Raw genomic sequence first — 18,327 nt, 5'->3', positions numbered from 1 at the left:
GAGCGCAAAGCCCGTCGGATACCCCCCGGCTTTGCCACGTGACAATTCGATGACCGGGCCACAGTGGCGCAAAGCGGACTGGTCGCGCCGCGCCACATGGGCCATATGGAAACAAACGTCAGCCCGAGGAGCCCGCCATGACCCGGATCGTCCAGACCCTTGCCGATATCGCCGATGACTACGACGCCTTCTTCGTCGATCTCTGGGGCTGCGTGCATAACGGCGTGACCGCCTTCCCCGCCGCCGTGGCAGCGCTGCAGGAGGTGCGCAAGAAGGGCAAGAAGGTGGTCCTGGTTACCAATTCTCCGCGCCCCCGCGCCCAGGTCGAGATCCAGCTGGACGGCTTCGGCGTCGCCCGCGATTCCTGGGACATCATCGCCACCTCCGGCGACTCTGCGCGGGCCGCCATGTACAACGGCACCGTCGGCGAGAAGGTCTTTCACATCGGCGAGGCCCATGACGATCCCTTCTTCCACCCGCTGGAGATCCAGGAAAACCCGGTGACCATCACCCGCGTGCCGCTGGACGAGGCCGAGGGCATCGTCTGCACCGGGCCCTTCGATCCCATGGCCGAGCCTTCCGTGCTGCGCCCCGAGCTGCTGCTGGCCAAGACCAAGGGGCTGAAGCTGCTCTGCGCCAACCCCGACATCGTCGTCGACCGCGGCGAGCTGCGCGAATGGTGCGCCGGAGCGGTGGCCGAGCTCTATGCGGAGATGGGTGGCGAGAGCCTCTATTTCGGCAAGCCCCATCCGCCGATCTACGACCTAGCCCGCAAGCGACTGAGCCAGCTTGGCACCGATCCCGCCGAGGCGCGCATCCTGGCCATCGGCGACGGTATCCACACCGATGTACGCGGCGGCATGGGCGAGGGCATCGATACGCTCTTCATCACCGGCGGCCTGGCCCTGGAAGAGACCAAGACCACCGACCAGCCCGAACCCGAAGCCCTGGAGGCCTATATCGAGGCCCAGCAGATGACCCCGACCTATTCCATCGGCTTCCTGCGCTGAGGGTTGATTTCGCATCCGCAGCGTAATATTATTTCCCTCAAGCGCATCAGTGCGCCCAATAATTACGTGATGGATTCGCGCCTTCTTGGCGGGGCGCGATCCGAAGGGAGGGGTGGATGTTGGACAATTTCCCGCGCGGCACGGTGCCGATCGAGGACCTCGAGATGGGCATGGTCCGTTACCTCAGGAAAGAGGTGACGGATGAGGACATCGAGATGTTCGCCCAGATCTCGACCGACCGGAACCCGGTCCACCTGGACGACGACTATGCCCGCGACACGATCTTTCAGGGGCGCATTGCCCACGGGATGCTGACCGCCGGGCTGATCTCGGCGGTGATCGGAGAGCAGCTGCCGGGCCATGGCACGGTCTACATGGGCCAGAGCCTGAAGTTCCTGGCCCCTGTCCGTCCCGGAGACGTGGTGCTGGCCGAAGTCGAGGTGATCGACATCGACCATGCAAGGCGCCGGGTGAAGCTGGATTGCCGCTGCATGGTGGGTGACACCAAGGTGCTGGCCGGCGAGGCCATGGTGCTGGCGCCGTCCAAGAAGTTCGACTGAGGCGCCTGGAGCAAGGCTGGGTGGGGGGGCTCCGCCCCCGTCGGCTGCGCCTCCCCCCCCGGAGTATTTTCAGCCTTGTGATGCAAGCCGTGCATTGCCCTTTGAAGAACCCTACTTTTGAATTGGAGAACCTGCGCGCCCTCCGTGGCGAAAGTAGGTCGCCCTGATATCACGGCCTGTTTCATCACCAGGCCGGAAATACTCCCGCCGGAGGCATCCGACATCTGGTCTCTGGACAGGCGCAGCCAATCGCGCAAGATGGCGGCCATGAGCACCTCCTCCCTTCGGTCCGATGCCGCGCTGCTGGCGCAGAGCCCCCTGCCCGGCTGGGCGCAATCCGTGCTGCTGTTCCTGCTGCGCCAGGCCTGGGCCGGGCTCTTTGCCGGGATCATCCTGGCGGCGCTGCTGATCACCGCGCAGATCTGGCAGGAGGACTGGGCGCTGGCGCGCTATGATTTCCTGGTTCTGCTGGCGGTCTCGGTGCAGGTGCTGCTGATCGCCACCAAGCTGGAAAGCTGGGACGAGGCCAAGGTGATCCTGCTCTTCCACCTGACAGGCACGGTGATGGAGTGGTTCAAGGTCCACGCGGGCTCCTGGTCCTATCCCGAGCCGGGCGTGCTGAAGGCCTTCGACGTGCCGCTGTTCACCGGCTTCATGTATGCCTCGCTGGGTTCCTATATCGCGCGGGCCTTCCGGCTCTTCGATGCGGTGATCGCCCCCTATCCGCCGTTCTGGGCCTCGGTCCTGCTGGCGGTGGCGATCTACGTCAACTTCTTCGCCCATCACTGGCTGCCGGACATCCGGCTGGGGCTCTTCGCCGCCACCCTGCTGCTCTTTGCCCGCACGAAGATGTGGTTCCGCCTGCGCGACTGGCACTGGATGCCCTTCCCGCTGGCCGCGCTGCTCATCGCCTTCGCGCTCTGGCTGGCCGAGAACATCGGCACGCTTTCGGGCACCTGGGCCTATCACGGCCAGGCGCGGCTGGAGCTTGTCTCGCTGGCAAAGATGGGGTCGTGGTATCTGCTCTTCTTCGTCAGCTTCACCACTGTGACGCTGGTGCAGCGCCAGAACCTGCGCCGCGCGCCCTTCAGCCCTGCCAGCTGAGGAAGGCGGCCAGCAGGCCCAAGAAGAGCAGGATGTTGAAGGCATAGCCCGCCAGGGCGTTCAGCCACATGTTGCGACGCTTTCGGGCCGGGTTCCAATGCGACACGGCCCGCTCCAGCCTGCGGAAAGAGCCCGAGAGCTGCGCCGGGTCCATGCGGGCGGCCAGGCGGGGGTTATCCATCTCGGAGCGGACCTTCTGGATCTTCTTCGCCTCGCGGCGGGCAGCGCCCGGCAGGTCGCGCCCGGCGCGGGCAACCAGCCGGTCGAAGTCGCCGCGCTTCAACGGACGGCGCCCGCCCATCTTGCGCTTCAGCGCCTTCTCGCTGCGGCCCAGGCCGCGATCCAGAATATCCGAGCCCATGTCGGCGGCCTCCCTGACGATGACCCCCAGAATAGCGCTCAGCCAGGCGGGAGGGCAAGTCATTGCGCTTTCATCCCGCAATGCGGCGGCTGGCCGCCGCGGAAGCATCTGGCATCGCGCGCGGACGCAAGCTATGGCTGCCCCATGCTGAACGTGATCCGCCAGGATGGCCCCGCCGATGCCACGCCCCTTCTGATCGCCCATGGGCTTTTCGGCTCCGGGCGCAACTGGGGTGTCATCGCCAAGCGGCTCTCGGCCAAGCGGCCGGTGCTCGCGGTGGACATGCGCAACCACGGGCTCTCGCCGCGCGAGGACGAGCATTCCTACCCTGCCATGGCCGCCGACCTGGCCGAGGTGATCCGCGCCGAGGGGCGGCCCTGCCATGTGCTGGGCCATTCCATGGGCGGCAAGGCCGCGATGGCGCTGGCGCTGCTCCATCCCGAGCTGGTGGAGCGGCTGATCGTCGCCGATATCGCCCCGGTCTCCTATGGCCACAGCCAGCAGCAATATATCGACGCCATGCGCAAGGTGGACCTGTCGCAGGTCTCGCGCCGGTCGGACGCCGAGGCGCAGCTGGCCGAAGCCGGGGTCGAGAAGGCGCTGCAGAGCTTCTTCACCCAGAGCCTCGACGTGACCGAGCGCCAGTGGCGTCTGAACCTCGATGTGCTCGAGGCCGAAATGGGCAAGATCCTCTCCTGGCCCGAGATCGAGGGCAGTTTCACCGGCCCCACCTTCTTCCTGTCAGGTGCCGAGAGCCACTACGTGCAGCCCGAGTACCGCGCCGGGATCAAGGCGCTCTTTCCCGAGGCGAAGTTCGCCAAGATCCCCGGTGCCGGCCACTGGCTGCATGCCGAGAAACCGCGTGAGTTCGAGGCTGCCGTAGCGGCCTTCCTCGGCTGATCAGCCCTCGGGTACATCCGTGCTGACCTGCTGCTCTTCGCGGACGATGCGCTGGATCTCTCCGAAGGCCACCTGCAGCTGGATCGAGCGATCGCGCGGCGGGATCTGCAGATCCCGGCACAGCCCGTCCAGCACCGCGGTTTCGGCCTCCGAGAGGTCTCCGTCCGCATAGGCGACCATGGCGGCAAACTTCAGCAGCTGCCGCGCCTCGCCCGCATTGAGCAGAGCCGCCAGCGCGGCCACCTCCTGCGCCAGGGCACTGCTGTCGGAGATGAAGTGGAGGAAGATCTTCTCCACCCCCCTGTCGTCGAGATCATGGGACCCGATCTCGCGGGCGATGGCCCGGATCACGACCCTCTCGCTGCCCGCCAGCTGACCATCGACCGCGGCCATGGCGATCGACGTGCGCATCATCCCCATGGCAACTTCGGAGGCGCGCCGCGTCGCCGGGTCGGGCGCACCGGCATTCCGGCCCCGGATCGCCAGGGCCAGCTTGACCACGAGCGCCAGTCCGACGAGGAGCGCCGCGTAGGAGATCAGCCCTCCGCCACCGCCGCCCAGAGAGATGAGGACGATGAAGGCGCCGACGAGCAAGACCATGCCGATGTCTTTGTTTCCGGGCATGACCGGTCCTTTGCGAAATGAATTGATGTTCAATGCCCGGAGGTTATGGGGCCGAAGCCGCAGGGCAAATGAAAAACCGCGTGACCTGGGGGCTGACGCGGGCCTGGGCCCTGTGGCGGCAGCGGAACCTGGGAAGGGTTTCGCGGGTTGTATGACCAGACCTCAACAGAAGGAAAGAACGATGACCCGATTTGCCCTGCGCAGCACCGCCCTTGTCGCCGCCCTGCTTTCTCTCGCGGCATGCGAGACCGTCAAAGGCGCCGGAGAAGACATCCAGACCGCCGGTCAGGTGATCGAAGGCGAAGCCGCCGAGACCCAGTCCGAGATGTAAATCCCGCCCTCGCATGAAGCCGGACTCTCAGGCTGGACGGCGCTGCGGCGCGGTTCTAGGATTCGCTCCGGGATCAACATCATGTCGAGGGATAAAATGATCAGAATCGCCATCTGCCTGCTGGCCCTGTCGGGCCTTGCCGCCTGCGAAACCGTGAAGGGCGCGGGGCGCGACATCCAGAAGGCCGGCACCATCATCGAGGGCGAGGCCGCGCAGACCCAGGCGGGCATGTAAGCCAGCCCGATGGCCACGAAGACCGGCGCCCCCTGGGTGGCCGGTCTTTTCATGTCCGGCGTTTTGCTGGCCTGGTCAAGGGGGCCGGGTTCGCCCCCCCTGTCACGACCGTCTGGTCCTTCGCTGCGATTGTACGTTCTGCGCGCGGGGATGGTGGGATGGCATCCACCCTACGCTTTGTTAACCAGGTTCGGTCCAAGCTGGGCCATGGACCGCTACACCCGCCCGCGCCAGACCGGCGCATCGATCTTCTTTACCGTCTGTCTGCGCGACCGCAGCTCCGACCTGCTGGTGCGCGAGGTCACCGCGCTGCGCGAAGCGGTGATGGTCGAACGCGCCCGCCGCCCCTTCTGCATCGACGCCTGGGTGGTCCTGCCCGACCACATGCATTGCATCTGGACCCTGCCGCCGGGCGACGCGGACTATCCGGTGCGCTGGCAGGCGATCAAGGCCGAGTTCAGCAAGCGGGTGAAGGACCGCGTCGCCATCAGCGACGGCAAACGGCGCAGGGGCGAGGTCGGCATCTGGAAGCGCCGTTACTGGGAACACCACATCCGCGACGACCGCGATATGGAACTGCACCTGCGCTATTGCTGGGGCAACCCGGTCAGACATGGCCTGGTGGCGCGGGCGGCGGACTGGCAATTCTCGTCCTTCCATCGGGAGGTGCGCGCAGGATTGGTGGCACCGGGGTGGGACGGAGAGGTGCCGGAGGGATATTTCGGAGAGCGGGACGCAGAGCAGGAGCGGCAACCGGGGTTGCTGGCGTAGGGGGCATGCCAATGCACCACCCCAAGCGCCCGCAAAGGAAAAACCCGGAGCTTTCGCTCCGGGTTTGCCTCAATTGTCCATCTTCAGCGCCGAGATGAACGCCTCTTGCGGGATATCCACCTTCCCGAACTGGCGCATCTTCTTCTTGCCGGCCTTCTGCTTGTCCAGCAGCTTGCGCTTCCGCGTCGCGTCGCCGCCGTAGCACTTGGCCGTCACGTCCTTGCGCATGGCCGAGAGCGTCTCTCGGGCGATCACCTTGCCGCCGATTGCGGCCTGGATCGGGATCTTGAACATATGGCGCGGGATCAGGTCCTTCAGCTTCTCGCACATGGCGCGGCCACGCATCTCGGCGCGGTCGCGGTGGACCATCATCGACAGCGCATCCACCGGCTCGTCGTTTACCAGGATCGACATCTTCACCAGGTTGTCCTGGCGATAGCCGGTCAGGTGGTAGTCGAAGGAAGCGTAGCCCTTGGTCACCGATTTCAGCCGGTCGTAGAAGTCGAAGACCACCTCGTTCAGCGGCAGGTCATAGACCACCAGCGGACGGGTGCCGGCATAGGTAAGCTCTTCCTGGATGCCGCGGCGGTCCTGGCAGAGCTTCAGCACATCGCCCAGGTATTCGTCGGGCACCATGATGGTGGCCTTGATGCGAGGCTCTTCCAGGTGATCCACATAGGTCATGTCCGGCATGTCGGCGGGGTTGTGCAGCTCCTGCATCGTCCCGTCCTTCATGTAGACATGGTAGACCACCGAGGGCGCGGTAGTGATCAGCTCGATGTTGTATTCGCGCTCGAGACGGTCGCGGATCACTTCGAGGTGCAGAAGGCCAAGGAAACCGCAGCGGAAGCCGAAACCAAGCGCCGCCGAGGTCTCCATCTCGAAGGAGAAGGAGGCATCGTTCAGCGCCAGTTTCTCGATCGCATCGCGCAGGTCCTCGAACTCGGCCGAATCGACCGGGAAGAGGCCGCAGAAGACGACGGGGATTGAGGGTTTGAAGCCGGGCAGCGCGGTTTCGCAGCCCTTCTTTTCGTGGGTGATGGTGTCACCGACCTTGGTGTCGCGCACCTGCTTGATCGAGGCGGTGATGAAGCCGATCTCGCCCGGTCCCAGCTGATCGACGTTCTGCATCGCCGGGCGGAAGACACCGATCCGGTCGATCTGGTGCACCGTGCCGTTGCGCATGAACTTCACGCGGTCGTTCTTCTTCATCACGCCGTCCATGATGCGGACCAGCACGACGACGCCCAGGTAGGGGTCGTACCAGCTGTCCACCAGCATGGCCTTCAGCGGCGCATCGCGGTCGCCCGTGGGCGCGGGCAGGCGGTGGCAGATCGCCTCCAGCGTCTCCTTGATGCCGAGGCCCGACTTGGCCGAGACCAGCAGCGCATTGCTGGCGTCGATGCCGATGACATCCTCGATCTGCTCGGCGACCCGTTCGGGTTCGCTGGCAGGCAGGTCGATCTTGTTCAGCACGGGCACGATTTCGTGGTCGGCGTCGATGGCCTGGTAGACATTGGCCAGCGTCTGCGCCTCGACGCCCTGGGTGCTGTCGACCACCAGCAGCGAGCCCTCGACCGCATGCATGGAGCGGGAGACCTCGTAGGCGAAGTCGACGTGACCGGGGGTGTCGATCAGGTTCAGGATATAGAGCTCGCCGTTGTCGGCGATGTACTCGATGCGGACGGTGTTCGCCTTGATGGTGATCCCGCGTTCCCGCTCGATGTCCATGGCGTCGAGCAGCTGCTCTTTCATCTCGCGGTCCGAGACGGTGTTGGTGGACTGGATCAGCCGGTCGGCCAGGGTGGATTTCCCGTGGTCGATATGGGCGACGATGGAGAAGTTACGAATGTGCGCGAGATCGGTCATGATCGGCAGCATATGCGGGGGAAAAGGGCGTTTGGCAAGGGTCTGTGAGAGGGATGGCGCTGATCGCTGTCCCTCGCCGAGAGCATCCCGGTTGCCGTATCACACTACCTGCGTTTTCAGGCCCGTTCGACCTCCGCCTCAAGGCGTGCCTTGAAGCCGCTAACGGCAGAGGAAAAGCTCTCCTGGGTTTCCAACTCGCTGATCGACACCCCAAAGTAGGAAAGAGAGAACTCGCCGTTCTTGCTTGTAACCGGACAGAGATCAGAGCCAGGCAGATCATCGGTGGCCCAGAGGTCATCATAGCAATCGATTTCGCAGTCCGAGCCAAGCCAGCGATACGCGTACATTTCAAACCAGCTGTCCGCTTCGCTTGCAGAGGGCAGCATTGCTGGGTCGGGCCCCTCCGGAGCGGGGTTCGCGTGACCGTAACTGGTGAAACCATCGTCGGCGCAAAAGTACAGGAAGACCACCAGTTCTCCTTCGCGGATTGTCCAGCGCCGCTTGCCGGAACTGTTCAGGCAGAGGGCGAAACTGTTCATCGGAAGGAAGTCCCATGTCCACTTGTTCCGCGGATCCGTTGTCCTTTGCGGTGCCATGGCATGTTCGGTCGCGAACCAGACGGCGAAACTGAGCGGCTCGAAAGCCTCCCCGGCGATTTTGGCCATAGACAGCACCCGCTCCTGATAGGCCGCGACGGTACGGTAGGCCACGCGCAAGTTCTTCAGACTTTCGCCCCAGGTCAGATCCGTCATGTCCGGATCCCTATCCTATTAATAGCACCTTCCGAGATGACGGGCATACTCTTTAGAGTGGGCAAGAAAGGAACGTAGATGTAGCCAAAAAGTCGGAGCGCATCAGACATGTCCTGCAGGATACGCCGCTCCCACGGTAGCGTGTTGGCCTTCAGTTCGAAATATAGCGCGCGGGCAAGGTCTTCCCAACCACCGATGGCGACTTGCACTTCGGGACTCGCGGCACGGACTGCTTTCATAAAGTCCTGTGGGTCTGAGATCCTCCCACCGATCGCAAGAAAACCGATAATGTCGGGTTCTTCAGCCCCCTCCAGTTCCTGTACATGGTGATAGCTCTTGAGTTCTCCAACCCATTGGTCCTTCAACTGGGCAATGGATCCAGGCTTTGCCTCGACGATGAGATGCAGACTTCGGACAGGGTCACCGACTTGCCATTCGCAATAGACGTCAGGCTCACGGCTTCTTCGGTTGTCGGACGGATCGTCCCAGCACGGCCAGAACTCCATTCTGTCAAGCGACACACTGCGCCAGGAAAAAAGCGTTTCCGCATCCTTCGGCCGGTTTCGACGGGTCGTGCCATGGAGTAGGCGCATCGCACAGGGTGCGCTCAGATAGGAAAGGCGTTCAAAAATACTGGCTGTCACATGATCTTCGATGGCACGAAATGTTTGCCGCCACGACACCCGCTCTTCGCCATCTTCATGCTTGCCGTGCTTCGCGTGAATGAGAGCGTTGAGCATTCAGGACCTCTTCGGCGATCGGCGCCCCAAGATAAGCACGTCCGAACGCTTGCGGCAATTCAGAAAATGACAGCCGCGTGATCAGGTAGCTGATCGGAGCGTGCGAAAATTGTGCGGTCTAAGCAAGCAAGAAGATGGGACCAGCCTTGGCGGTGGGTTTCACCCACCCTACGCGACTATCGAGGCCTGAACCCCCAGGGCGGCGCCCGACCCTGGGTGGGCGCTCCGCAACGCCAGCTCATCGCGCGGCGCCCTCCAGAAGCACCGTACAGCCTTTAGCGAAAGACCTTGCCGATGCGCCCTCCCGGGGATGAGGTGCGATCCATGCACAGCATGGCAAACCGTCCAGGGGACGGTTTGAGCGCCGATCGCGCGCCCCGCAGTCGGGCGCCGCCCGGCGTGCCGCCGGGCGAGATCTCTGGCAGGCGTCACCACTTGGTCCCGCACGCGGCACCTCTGCGCTGTCGTTCAACGCCTCCGACATGGCCGCTCGCGCCCCGCCAACCACAAAGCAAGCCGCCCCCTCTTTCAGCTTGCCGAAAATACGTCGGGGGGAGTGTCGCGCAGCGACGGGGCAGAGCCCCCTTCCCCTTCTACGTGTCGCCATCCGGCGACGGGGGGGGGCAGTGCCCCCTCCTCCCTCTACCTGCCGTCCTCCGGCGACGGGGGACGAAGCCCCCATCCACGCGTCGCAACGAGCATCCCCCACCTCCACATCCCCGCACATCCTCCTCCGCACCGTCCTGCCTTGCGCTCCCCTCCCCGCCCCCATACCTTCCGCCCGCGGCCAGTCAGGCCGTGTTGTTCTCAGGGCGGGGCGGAATTCCCCACCGGCGGTGATAGCCCGCGAGCGCCTCTCAGCGAGAGGGACAGCAGATCCGGTGGAACTCCGGGGCCGACGGTCATAGTCCGGATGGAAGAGAACGGGAGAGATCCCGCCCCCGCCTCGCGGGCCGGCGGACCTGTCCCGGACAGCCTTGGGTTATGCGTTTGGAAAGGACACCGCATGACTCACTCGACCCGGAACCCCGCGCGTGGCGCGGCGATGATGGTCACCGCGGGCGCGATCTTCGCGCTCTACAACACCCTCACACAATACATCGCCATGGAGCTGCACCTCCCCGGCCCCACCATCGCCTTCTGGCAGTACCTGACGGCCACCGCCCTGGCCCTGCCCTGGGCCCTGTCGCGGGCGCGCTCCGCCTGGGCCATGCGCCAGCCCGGCCTGCACCTGATGCGCGCCAGCTGCGCCGTGCTCGGCGTGCAGCTCTGGGTGGCGAGCCTGGCCTGGGTGCCGATCTGGCAGGCCTCGGCGCTGATCCTGCTCTCGCCCTTCTTCGTCACCCTGGGCGCGGCGCTGATCCTGCGGGAACCCACGCCCGCGCGCCGCTGGCTGGCGGTGCTGGGCGGGCTCAGCGGGGGCATGATCCTGCTGGCGCCCTGGTCCGAGGCCTTCTCGACCGCCGCCCTGATGCCCGTCGGCGCGGCGGCGCTCTGGGCCGGGACCTCGCTCCTGACCAAGCGGCTAACCCGCGAGGAGGCCCCCGAGGCGCTAACCCTTCACCTGCTGCTGCTGCTCACCCCGGCCAATGCGGTGCTCGCCCTGGTGGCCCTGCCCGAGGGCGCGGCCATCGGCAGCCTGGTGCCGGGCAGTTTCGCCCTTGGGCTGCTGGTGCTGGCCGGGCTGCTGACCGCGGCGGCGCAATATGCCATCGCGCGGGCCTACAGCCTGGCGGATGCGGGCTACCTGCAACCCTTCGACCACGTGAAACTGCCGCTGAACGTGGGCCTCGGCGTGCTGGCCTTCGGCTTCGTGCCGCCGGGCAGCATGTGGGCGGGCTCGGCGCTGATCGTCGCCGCCTCCTTCTACCTGCTGGAGCAGGAACGCAGGGGCGCGGCGACGGCCTAGACCGCGCCGTCAGATCCAGAGCGGACAGGCAGGGGCCCGAGGCGCAACGATCGCCTCGGGCCTTTGCCTTACCCCGGCGGCAAGGCGCGCAGGCCCCTGCGTCTGACGTGAATGTGAGACGACGCAGGCGCCCTGCGCGCTACCTTTTGCCCGGAACAGCAGAAATGTGACGCCAGCAAATCCGAGGAGGACGTGATGCTGACACGCAGAAGACTGATGACCACCGCCATTGCCACCGCTGCCGGGGCCCCGCTTCTTCGGCCCTTCGCCGCCATGGCGCAGAACCTGACCGGAGATGTCTACGAGACCGCCTCGGGGCAGGTCTCGATCCACCCCGTCGCCCATGCCAGCTTCGTCATGGACACGCCGGCGGGCCGGATCTACGTGGATCCCGTCGGCGGAGCCGAGGCCTATGCCGCCCTGCCCGCCACCGATGCCATCCTGATCACCCACCACCACGGCGACCACTTCGACCCCGAGACCCTCGCCGGTCTGACCGAGCGCGCCGGCGCCGTGCCGATGATCACCAATCCCACGGTGGCCGAGAGCCTGGACGAGAGCCTGCAGGGCTCCAACACCGTCATGGCCAATGGCGACAGCGGCAGCCTCCTGGGCTATGAGCTGACCGCCATCCCCGCCTACAATTACACCGAGGGCCGGCTGGATTATCACCCCGAGGGACGCGATAACGGCTATGTCATCACGGTCGACGGGCTGAGGATCTACATCGCCGGCGATACCGAGGACACGCCCGAGATGCGCGCCCTGGAAGGCATCGACCTGGCCTTCGTGCCCTTCAACCTGCCCTACACGATGACCGAGGCCCAGGCGGCCTCCGGTGTCGCGGCCTTCGCGCCGAAGGTGGTCTACCCCTACCACTACCGCGGCTCCGACCTGGACCTCTTCGAGCAACTGCTGGCCGACGAGGGCGAGGGCACCGAGGTCAAGCGCGGCGGCTGGTACGGGGACTGAGTAACGGGGCCTGAGTATCGGCCCTCGTCGCCTTCGGCGACTCATCGGATCAGGCAGCGGGCGGGGCATTTCCCCGCCCGTTCGCCGTTCCGGCAAGCCCATCCACTTGCGCCACACCGCCCGACGGGCCGAGGCCCGCCGATCCGCCCGCCGTCGTTGCGGCAAGGTTGAGAAATTCACAGGATATGGCATCCTCCGCGCCATGTTTCTTGGCGGCTACAGGCACGTGCCGCCGATTTGTTAACGAGGCCGGACCACGGGGGGAGCAACTCTCGGGCCGGCGGGGACAAGGCAGTGACGGCATGACGATTTCCACCCGAGCGGCGCTGGCCGCAGCGGCTTTTGCACTTCTGACCATTCCGGGCGGCGCCCAGGCGGACACGATTCGCAAGGCCTGCCTGAAGTCGCCCAATGGCGCGGCCTCCTACCAGCTTTGCGGCTGCATCCAGGGGGTGGCGGACCTTGTGCTTTCCTCGCGCGACCAGCGCACGGCGGCCAAGCTCTTTCGCAGCCCCGACAAGGCGCAGGACATGAAGATGTCCGCCTCCCGCTCGGATGAGCGCTTCTGGGAAAAGTACAGCTACTTCGGCTCGATCGCGCAGGAGCAATGCGCCTCCTGACGCCTGCCCCTGCGCTGGCCGGGGCTACTGGGCGTTCTGCGGCAGCCCGTCGGTGATGTCGTAGTAGTCGCCCTTGTCGGCACAGAAGATGTGCAGCGCCAGCCGGGTCCCCGTGGGCCCGTCGAAGGCGCCCATCGAGACCCCGACCCAATCCAGGTGCGGCGGGTCGAAGAAAAGCGACGCCCCACAGGTAGCGCAGAAACCGCGCCGGGCCTTCGGCGTGGCGGCGTACCAGCGCAGTGCCTCTTCACCTTCGATCCGCAGGTCTGACTTCTTGACCTCGCAGCTGGCGTCGAAATGGCCCGAATGCTTGCGGCAGAGGCTGCAATGGCAGGCGGTGACCTTTCCCAGGGCGCCGCGCGCGGTAAAGCGCACCGCGCCGCAGAGGCAGCTTCCGTGATGCAGCTCAGACATCGGCCCGCGCCTTCATGCACTGCGCCAGTTCCCGGATCAGGGCCCGGGCCTCGGCCGATGGCGCGGCCTCGATGCGCCGGTAGTCAGAGCCATCGCGGTTGCGACTCAGCAACCCTTCCGAGACCAGCTCGCGGCGCAGCTGCGCCGGATCGGCAAAGAGATGGGCGGCATCCAGGCAGGCATTGACCTCTTTCTCGGTCATCAGCCGCTCTGCCGGCAGTCGCGCCCAGAGCGCGGCGAGACAAAGCGCCCGCATCTGCCGTTTCGCGGGCCAGTGGCGCAGACGCCCCTCGGCATCGAACTGGTGCAGAGCGCGTTCCACCCGGCGCAGGTCGGCAGGCGCCTCGGACCGTGTTGCCAGCCGCCCGCCAGCGGCGGCAGAGGCGCGCATCTGCTGCAGGTTTCGGTAGCCCGCCGCCCGCGCCAGCATGTTCAGCAACTGCAGATGCGAAGGGGCACCCTCGTGCGCGGCCAATTGACCGGAGAGGTTTCGGGCAAAGCTGGAAAGGTCCGCATGGGTCAGCGGAATCATCTGTCGTGGCATATCGTCCTCGTGGCATGCCCCGGAAACACGTCGGTCGCTGCTTGGACGACAGGGCAGGAGGGATATCCGTCAGACCTGTGCGAAATGGCAGGGTTTAGCATCCCCTCTCGGGGCAGCGCGCCTTGGTTCTGCCGACCACCCTCAGGATAGCCCGGTCAGCGGCGCGCAGGCAAGCGGGACGAGACCCGTGACAGGCCCCGAGCCGGGTCCGCGACGCAGATGGCGCTCAGCCCGCCACGGTGGCGGCCCTGAGCCCCGCGGCGCAGTCCTCGATGAGAGCCAGCGCGCCGTCGAAATCGCGGGTGTAATAGGGATCGGGCACCTCGCTCGCCCCGGCAAAGCCGCTGGTCTCGGGCAGGTAATCGGTAAAAAGCTTCACCGGGGTCGTGCTGCCCTGCGGTCGCTGCGCCTCGATATCGGCAAGGTTCTGGGCATCCATGGCCAGGATCAGGTCGAAATCCTGGAAGTCGCTCCTGCGGAACTGGCGCGCGCGCAGGTCGGACATCTCGTAGCCCCGCGCCCGTGCGGCGGCCTGCATCGGGCCATAGGGCGGCTCTCCGGCATGCCAGCCGCCGGTGCCTGCGCTGTCCAGCGAAAGCTCCGGCGCCACCTGCCGCATCACCGCCTCGGCAGAGGGCGAACGGCAGATATTTCCGAGGCAGACGAAGAGGATCGAGGTGGTCATGGCGGCGCTCCTGCGGCAGTCTCGCAGGCAGGCTAGGGGCTGACACGGGGAAGGAAAAGGGCCGATGGACAAAATCGTGGTGCTGACGGGCGCGGGTATTTCCGCCGAGAGCGGGCTGGGAACCTTCCGCGATGCGGGCGGCCTCTGGGAGCGTCACCGGATCGAGGACGTTGCCTCTCCGGAAGGCTTCGCGCGCGATCCCGCGCTCGTGCAGGGCTTCTACAACGCCCGCCGTGCCGCCGCCGCGCAGGCGCAGCCCAATGCCGCTCATCACGCCTTGGCGAAGCTGCAAGACGCGCACCCCGGAGAGGTCGTGCTGGTCACCCAGAACGTCGACGCCCTGCACGAGGCCGGTGGCGCCACTTCGGTTCTGCACATGCACGGAGAGCTGGCCCAGGCCCTCTGCGCCGCCTGCGGCCACCGCTGGACGGCCCCTGCCGATATGCGCGTGGGCGAGCCCTGCCCCGCCTGCGCCGCCCCCGCCGGCCGTCCCGATATCGTCTGGTTCGGAGAGATGCCCTACCACATGGACGAGATCCTCGCCCACCTCGAGACCTGCAGCTATTTTGCCGCCATCGGCACCTCGGGCAATGTCTACCCGGCCGCCGGATTCGTTCAGATCGCCGATGCCGCAGGCGCCCATTGCGTCGAATTGAACCTGGAAGCCTCCTCGGTCCGCAGCGATTTCGCCGAGGCGCGCGAAGGCAGGGCCACAGAGATCGTACCGGTCTGGGTCGAAGAGCTTCTGGCGGAGGGCTGAGCGCCCTGCCCCGCCCTCGCACGCGCTGCACCGGGGGCCTCCGGCGGCAGTATTTTCAGCCATCGGATAGGGGAAAGAGCCCCTTGCTCCCATCCGATGGCCACAAATACTGCGGGGGAATCTCCGGCACGGAGATGGGGGCAGAGCCCCCTCTTCCGCCACCCCCCGAAAAGCAAACAGCCCCGCCGAATGGCAGGGCTGTCGAAATCTTCAAGGGATCGAAAGGATCAGGCCGAAGCTTGTGCCTTGGCGATCTCTTTCTTGACCTTCAGCGCGGTGTCGGAGAGTTCCGCGTCCTTCGCCTTTTCCAGGAACTTGTCGAGGCCACCGCGGTGGTCGACCGAGCGCAGGGCCGAAGCCGAGATGCGCAGCTTGATGTTACGGCCCAGGGTCTCCGAACGCAGCGAAACGTCGTTCAGGTTGGGCAGGAAACGGCGGCGGGTCTTGTTGTTGGCGTGGCTGACGTTGTTGCCAGTCATCGGGCCTTTACCGGTCAGTTCGCAGCGGCGCGACATGGGTCTATCCTCGTCTGGTCAGAAGGGCAGTTCGCGCCCCGTACAATACAAACGGGCACCGCTATGGGCGGCGCCCTGAATCTCGTTGCGCGTCATTACGCGCTGCCGGAGGGGAGGTCAAGAGCTTCGCAAGGATGACATTCGGCGAGCGACGAAGGGTCAACTGGTGGCCTCGCCCTGGGCGGCCTGCCCCCTGCCCTCAGGACCTGCGCTTTGCCCGCAGGGTCGGATCGGCCTCGCGCGGATCCTCGGGCCAGGGGTGCCTGGGGTAGCGGCCGCGCATGTCCTTGCGCACATCGGGATAGGAATTTGTCCAGAATCCGGGGATATCGCGGGTCACCTGCACCGGCCGCCCCGCCGGAGAGAGCAGCGTCACCACCAGCGGGCGGCCCGCCACGGTGGGGTGGCGGGTCTGGCCGAACATCTCCTGCAGGCGCAGCGCGATGGCCGGGTCCTCTCCGGAATAGTCGATGGCGATCTTGCGGCCCAGGGGCGTGGTGAACTGCGCCGGCACCTCGCGGTCCAGCATCTGCCCCTCGTCCCAGCTGAGCCGCCCCCGCAGCGCGGGCAGCAGATCGAATCGCTTCCAGTCGTCCTGACTGCGCACCCCCGTCAGATGCGGCAGCAACCACTCCTCCAGGCTGTCCATCAGCGCGGCCTCCGAGAAATCCGGGAAATCCTCGCCCATCATCCGCGCCCGCGCCAGGAACAGCTCAGCCGCTTTCGAGGGGAAGAGCCCCAGCTCGCGCACCCCCTCCAGCATGGCCTCGGCCTGCATCTGCGGATCGACATCCTTCCAGGCGCGGTCGGAAAGGGCGATGGCCCCCAGACGCTCCTGCTCGCGCGCCAGCACGCGGCGGTCGCGGCGCGACCACTCGCAGATGTGGCAGGTTTCGATTCGCTCGGGAAAGAGCGCGCGCAGCTCGCCCTCGCCGATCTGCGCCGCCTGCCGGATCTTCGCCTCGCGCGGGTCTCCGTCCAGGTCCATGGCCACGATGAGCCGCGCGCCCGCCAGCGGGTCCTCGGAAGGCAGCACCGCCCCCTTGCCCCCCGACAGCAGGAAGCGCGGCGCCTCGCCCGGACGGCGCAGCCCGATGCGGTCGGGATAGGCCAACGCCGCCATCTCGGCGGGCGACAGATGGGCCTCCGGGCCGGCCTGGCGGGCCAGCCGCCGGGCCTCGGTGCGGATGCGGGCCAGGGCCCCGGCATCGGCGCGGGCCTCGCGTTCGCCTGCCAGCGCCCTCAGGCGCAGGGTCAGGTCGACCGGCGCGCCGCGCGCCATCGGATCACGATCGGCCAGAAGCGCGGCCAGCGGCGCGGCAGAGGGGCCTGCCAGCGCCAGCATATGGGCCAGCCGTGGATGCAGCGGCAGCCCGGCCAGCTTGCGGCCATGTTCGGTGATGCCGTGATCATCCAGCGCGCCCAGCAGGCGCAACAGGGCCCGCGCCTCGGCATAGGCACCCTCGGGCGGCGGGGTCAGGAAGGCCAGCTGATCCGGGCCCGCGCCCCAGAGCGCCAGCTCCAGCACCAGCCCCGAGAGATCCGCCGCCTCGATCTCGGCCGGGGGATAGGCGGGCAGCGCCCCCTCCTCGCCCTTCGTCCAGGCGCGGTAGCAGCGGCCCGGCGCCACGCGACCCGCGCGACCGGCGCGCTGATCGGCCTCGGCACGAGAGACCTTCTCGGTCACCAGCCGCGACATGCCCGCGCCGGGATCGAAGCGGGCGCGGCGCGACAGCCCCGCATCCACCACCGCGCGCACGTCGGGAATGGTCAGCGAGGTCTCGGCGATGGAGGTCGCCAGCACGATATTGCGCCCCGAGGCGGCAGGCTCCAGCGCGGCGCGCTGATCGGCGAATTTCATCGCGCCGTAGAGGGGGCGGATATGACAGTGCTTCGGGACCCGGCCCTCCAGCAGGCCTGCCAGTCGGTTGATCTCTCCGGCGCCGGGCAGGAAGACCAGAACCCCGGCTTCGGTTTCCTCAACAGCGCGGGTGACAAGGGCGGCGAGGTCGGGCCAGAGATCCCGCCCCTTGCGCAGCGGCTTGTCGGCATGGGTCAGCTCCACCGGGAAGGCGCGACCTTCGGAGGTAACGACCGGCGCGCCGCCCATCAGCTCGGCCACCGGCGCGGCATCGAGGGTGGCGGACATGGCCACCAGGATCAGGTCCTCGCGCAGCGCCCCTGCGATTTCGAGGCAGAGCGCCAGCCCGAGGTCGGCGTTCAGGGAGCGTTCGTGGAATTCGTCGAAGATTACCGCGCCGACACCCGACAGCTCGGGGTCGGACTGAATCATCCGGGTCAGGATGCCCTCGGTCACCACTTCTATGCGCGTGGCTTTGCCGACCTTCGCCTCTCCGCGCACCCGGTAGCCCACGGTCTCGCCGGCGCGTTCGCCCAGGGTCTGCGCCATGCGTTCGGCCGCGGCACGGGCGGCGAGGCGGCGGGGCTCGAGCATCAGGATGCGGTCAGGGGTCAGGCCCGCGTCGAGCATCGCCAGCGGCACCCGCGTGGTCTTGCCCGCACCGGGCGGGGCCTGAAGCACGGCACGGCCCGAGGCGCGCAGGGCCGCGATCAGCTCTGGCAGGGCATCGTCGATGGGTAGGCGAAGGTTGGAAGCGCTCATGCCGCCTTATGCGCCAGCGGCGCGGCCAA

At 66.6% G+C, this 18,327-nt stretch carries 21 protein-coding genes and 1 riboswitch; of the genes, 11 read left to right on the top strand and 10 right to left on the bottom strand.

What is annotated here, in order from left to right; translation table 11 throughout:
• The first annotated feature begins 137 nt into the window (after window positions 1–137).
• The 3 genes from CRO50_RS06115 to CRO50_RS06105 all read left to right on the top strand — a co-directional run bounded on the left by CRO50_RS06115 (window position 138) and on the right by CRO50_RS06105 (window position 2,674).
• A complete protein-coding gene (locus CRO50_RS06115) occupies window positions 138–1,010 on the top strand; it encodes a TIGR01459 family HAD-type hydrolase (RefSeq protein ID WP_097144999.1) in 873 nt (290 codons plus the stop codon).
• Window positions 1,011–1,126: 116 nt separating this feature from the next.
• Window positions 1,127–1,570, top strand: coding sequence for a MaoC family dehydratase (locus CRO50_RS06110; RefSeq protein ID WP_097144998.1), 444 nt, complete (start codon window positions 1,127–1,129; stop codon window positions 1,568–1,570).
• Between the two features lie 267 nt (window positions 1,571–1,837).
• The gene (locus CRO50_RS06105; protein ID WP_232617747.1) at window positions 1,838–2,674 is read left to right on the top strand and encodes a DUF817 domain-containing protein; all 837 of its coding nucleotides are present in this window, start codon (window positions 1,838–1,840) and stop codon (window positions 2,672–2,674) included.
• Here the strand turns inward: CRO50_RS06105 and CRO50_RS06100 are convergent.
• Window positions 2,658–3,098 (bottom strand): hypothetical protein, encoded by a 441-nt coding sequence (locus tag CRO50_RS06100; protein WP_218844977.1) that lies wholly within the window; start codon window positions 3,096–3,098, stop codon window positions 2,658–2,660. The two genes, CRO50_RS06105 and CRO50_RS06100, sit on opposite strands and share 17 nt — an antisense overlap.
• An 81-nt stretch (window positions 3,099–3,179) precedes the next feature.
• Here CRO50_RS06100 and CRO50_RS06095 point away from each other — a divergent pair, with 81 nt between their 5' ends.
• Window positions 3,180–3,935, top strand: coding sequence for an alpha/beta fold hydrolase (locus tag CRO50_RS06095; protein WP_097144995.1), 756 nt, complete (start codon window positions 3,180–3,182; stop codon window positions 3,933–3,935).
• Here the strand turns inward: CRO50_RS06095 and CRO50_RS06090 are convergent, their stop codons facing one another.
• Window positions 3,936–4,559, bottom strand: coding sequence for a tellurite resistance TerB family protein (locus CRO50_RS06090; RefSeq protein WP_097144994.1), 624 nt, complete (start codon window positions 4,557–4,559; stop codon window positions 3,936–3,938).
• 181 nt (window positions 4,560–4,740) lie between these two features.
• On the opposite strand from CRO50_RS06090, the gene CRO50_RS06085 reads away from it, so the two are divergent.
• From CRO50_RS06085 to CRO50_RS06075, 3 genes are all read left to right on the top strand, one after another.
• On the top strand, window positions 4,741–4,890 hold the full coding sequence (locus tag CRO50_RS06085; protein WP_097144993.1) for an entericidin A/B family lipoprotein: 150 nt from the start codon (window positions 4,741–4,743) through the stop codon (window positions 4,888–4,890).
• A gap of 96 nt (window positions 4,891–4,986) precedes the next feature.
• The gene (locus CRO50_RS06080) at window positions 4,987–5,124 is read left to right on the top strand and encodes an entericidin A/B family lipoprotein (protein ID WP_010140981.1); all 138 of its coding nucleotides are present in this window, start codon (window positions 4,987–4,989) and stop codon (window positions 5,122–5,124) included.
• A gap of 207 nt (window positions 5,125–5,331) precedes the next feature.
• Window positions 5,332–5,895 (top strand): REP-associated tyrosine transposase, encoded by a 564-nt coding sequence (locus CRO50_RS06075; protein ID WP_097144992.1) that lies wholly within the window; start codon window positions 5,332–5,334, stop codon window positions 5,893–5,895.
• A gap of 69 nt (window positions 5,896–5,964) precedes the next feature.
• Here the strand turns inward: CRO50_RS06075 and lepA are convergent, their stop codons facing one another.
• The 3 genes from lepA to CRO50_RS06060 form a co-directional block, all read right to left on the bottom strand.
• The gene (gene lepA, locus CRO50_RS06070; protein ID WP_097145350.1) at window positions 5,965–7,764 is read right to left on the bottom strand and encodes a translation elongation factor 4; all 1,800 of its coding nucleotides are present in this window, start codon (window positions 7,762–7,764) and stop codon (window positions 5,965–5,967) included.
• Between the two features lie 116 nt (window positions 7,765–7,880).
• The gene (locus CRO50_RS06065; RefSeq protein ID WP_097144991.1) at window positions 7,881–8,516 is read right to left on the bottom strand and encodes a hypothetical protein; all 636 of its coding nucleotides are present in this window, start codon (window positions 8,514–8,516) and stop codon (window positions 7,881–7,883) included.
• Window positions 8,513–9,256: a hypothetical protein gene (locus CRO50_RS06060; RefSeq protein ID WP_097144990.1), complete on the bottom strand. Its 744-nt coding sequence runs from the start codon at window positions 9,254–9,256 to the stop codon at window positions 8,513–8,515. The genes CRO50_RS06065 and CRO50_RS06060 overlap by 4 nt, the downstream gene beginning before the upstream one ends.
• A 799-nt stretch (window positions 9,257–10,055) precedes the next feature.
• Window positions 10,056–10,185, top strand: a riboswitch (FMN riboswitch).
• 77 nt (window positions 10,186–10,262) lie between these two features.
• Here CRO50_RS06060 and CRO50_RS06055 point away from each other — a divergent pair.
• From CRO50_RS06055 to CRO50_RS06045, 3 genes are all read left to right on the top strand, one after another.
• Window positions 10,263–11,165 (top strand): DMT family transporter, encoded by a 903-nt coding sequence (locus tag CRO50_RS06055; RefSeq protein WP_097144989.1) that lies wholly within the window; start codon window positions 10,263–10,265, stop codon window positions 11,163–11,165.
• 195 nt (window positions 11,166–11,360) lie between these two features.
• A complete protein-coding gene (locus CRO50_RS06050) occupies window positions 11,361–12,137 on the top strand; it encodes an MBL fold metallo-hydrolase (protein WP_097144988.1) in 777 nt (258 codons plus the stop codon).
• A gap of 302 nt (window positions 12,138–12,439) precedes the next feature.
• Window positions 12,440–12,757: a hypothetical protein gene (locus CRO50_RS06045; protein WP_097144987.1), complete on the top strand. Its 318-nt coding sequence runs from the start codon at window positions 12,440–12,442 to the stop codon at window positions 12,755–12,757.
• Between the two features lie 24 nt (window positions 12,758–12,781).
• On the opposite strand, the gene CRO50_RS06040 is transcribed toward CRO50_RS06045, so the two are convergent.
• The 3 genes from CRO50_RS06040 to CRO50_RS06030 form a co-directional block, all read right to left on the bottom strand.
• Window positions 12,782–13,171: a GFA family protein gene (locus CRO50_RS06040; protein WP_198431789.1), complete on the bottom strand. Its 390-nt coding sequence runs from the start codon at window positions 13,169–13,171 to the stop codon at window positions 12,782–12,784.
• Window positions 13,164–13,715, bottom strand: a complete 552-nt coding sequence (locus tag CRO50_RS06035) for a DUF2087 domain-containing protein (protein WP_097144986.1) — start codon at window positions 13,713–13,715, stop codon at window positions 13,164–13,166. Before CRO50_RS06035 ends, CRO50_RS06040 begins: the two co-directional genes overlap by 8 nt.
• A 226-nt stretch (window positions 13,716–13,941) precedes the next feature.
• Window positions 13,942–14,400 (bottom strand): low molecular weight protein-tyrosine-phosphatase, encoded by a 459-nt coding sequence (locus tag CRO50_RS06030; protein WP_097144985.1) that lies wholly within the window; start codon window positions 14,398–14,400, stop codon window positions 13,942–13,944.
• 64 nt (window positions 14,401–14,464) lie between these two features.
• Here CRO50_RS06030 and CRO50_RS06025 point away from each other — a divergent pair, with 64 nt between their 5' ends.
• Window positions 14,465–15,160 (top strand): NAD-dependent deacylase, encoded by a 696-nt coding sequence (locus tag CRO50_RS06025; RefSeq protein WP_097144984.1) that lies wholly within the window; start codon window positions 14,465–14,467, stop codon window positions 15,158–15,160.
• A gap of 227 nt (window positions 15,161–15,387) precedes the next feature.
• Here CRO50_RS06025 and rpmB read toward each other — a convergent pair whose 3' ends face one another.
• Both rpmB and hrpB read right to left on the bottom strand, forming a co-directional pair.
• Complete coding sequence (rpmB, locus tag CRO50_RS06020) at window positions 15,388–15,675, bottom strand: 50S ribosomal protein L28 (RefSeq protein WP_097144983.1); 288 nt, start codon at window positions 15,673–15,675, stop codon at window positions 15,388–15,390.
• A 199-nt stretch (window positions 15,676–15,874) separates the two neighbouring features.
• Window positions 15,875–18,298 (bottom strand): ATP-dependent helicase HrpB, encoded by a 2,424-nt coding sequence (gene hrpB, locus CRO50_RS06015; RefSeq protein ID WP_097144982.1) that lies wholly within the window; start codon window positions 18,296–18,298, stop codon window positions 15,875–15,877.
• Window positions 18,299–18,327 lie beyond the last annotated feature (29 nt).

Origin of the sequence: Pseudooceanicola antarcticus, assembly GCF_900215355.1 — a bacterium.
GTDB lineage: Bacteria > Pseudomonadota > Alphaproteobacteria > Rhodobacterales > Rhodobacteraceae > Pseudooceanicola > Pseudooceanicola antarcticus.
The sequence above is the reverse complement of the archived record's forward strand: the minus strand, read 5'-3'. Positions and strand labels throughout refer to the sequence as shown.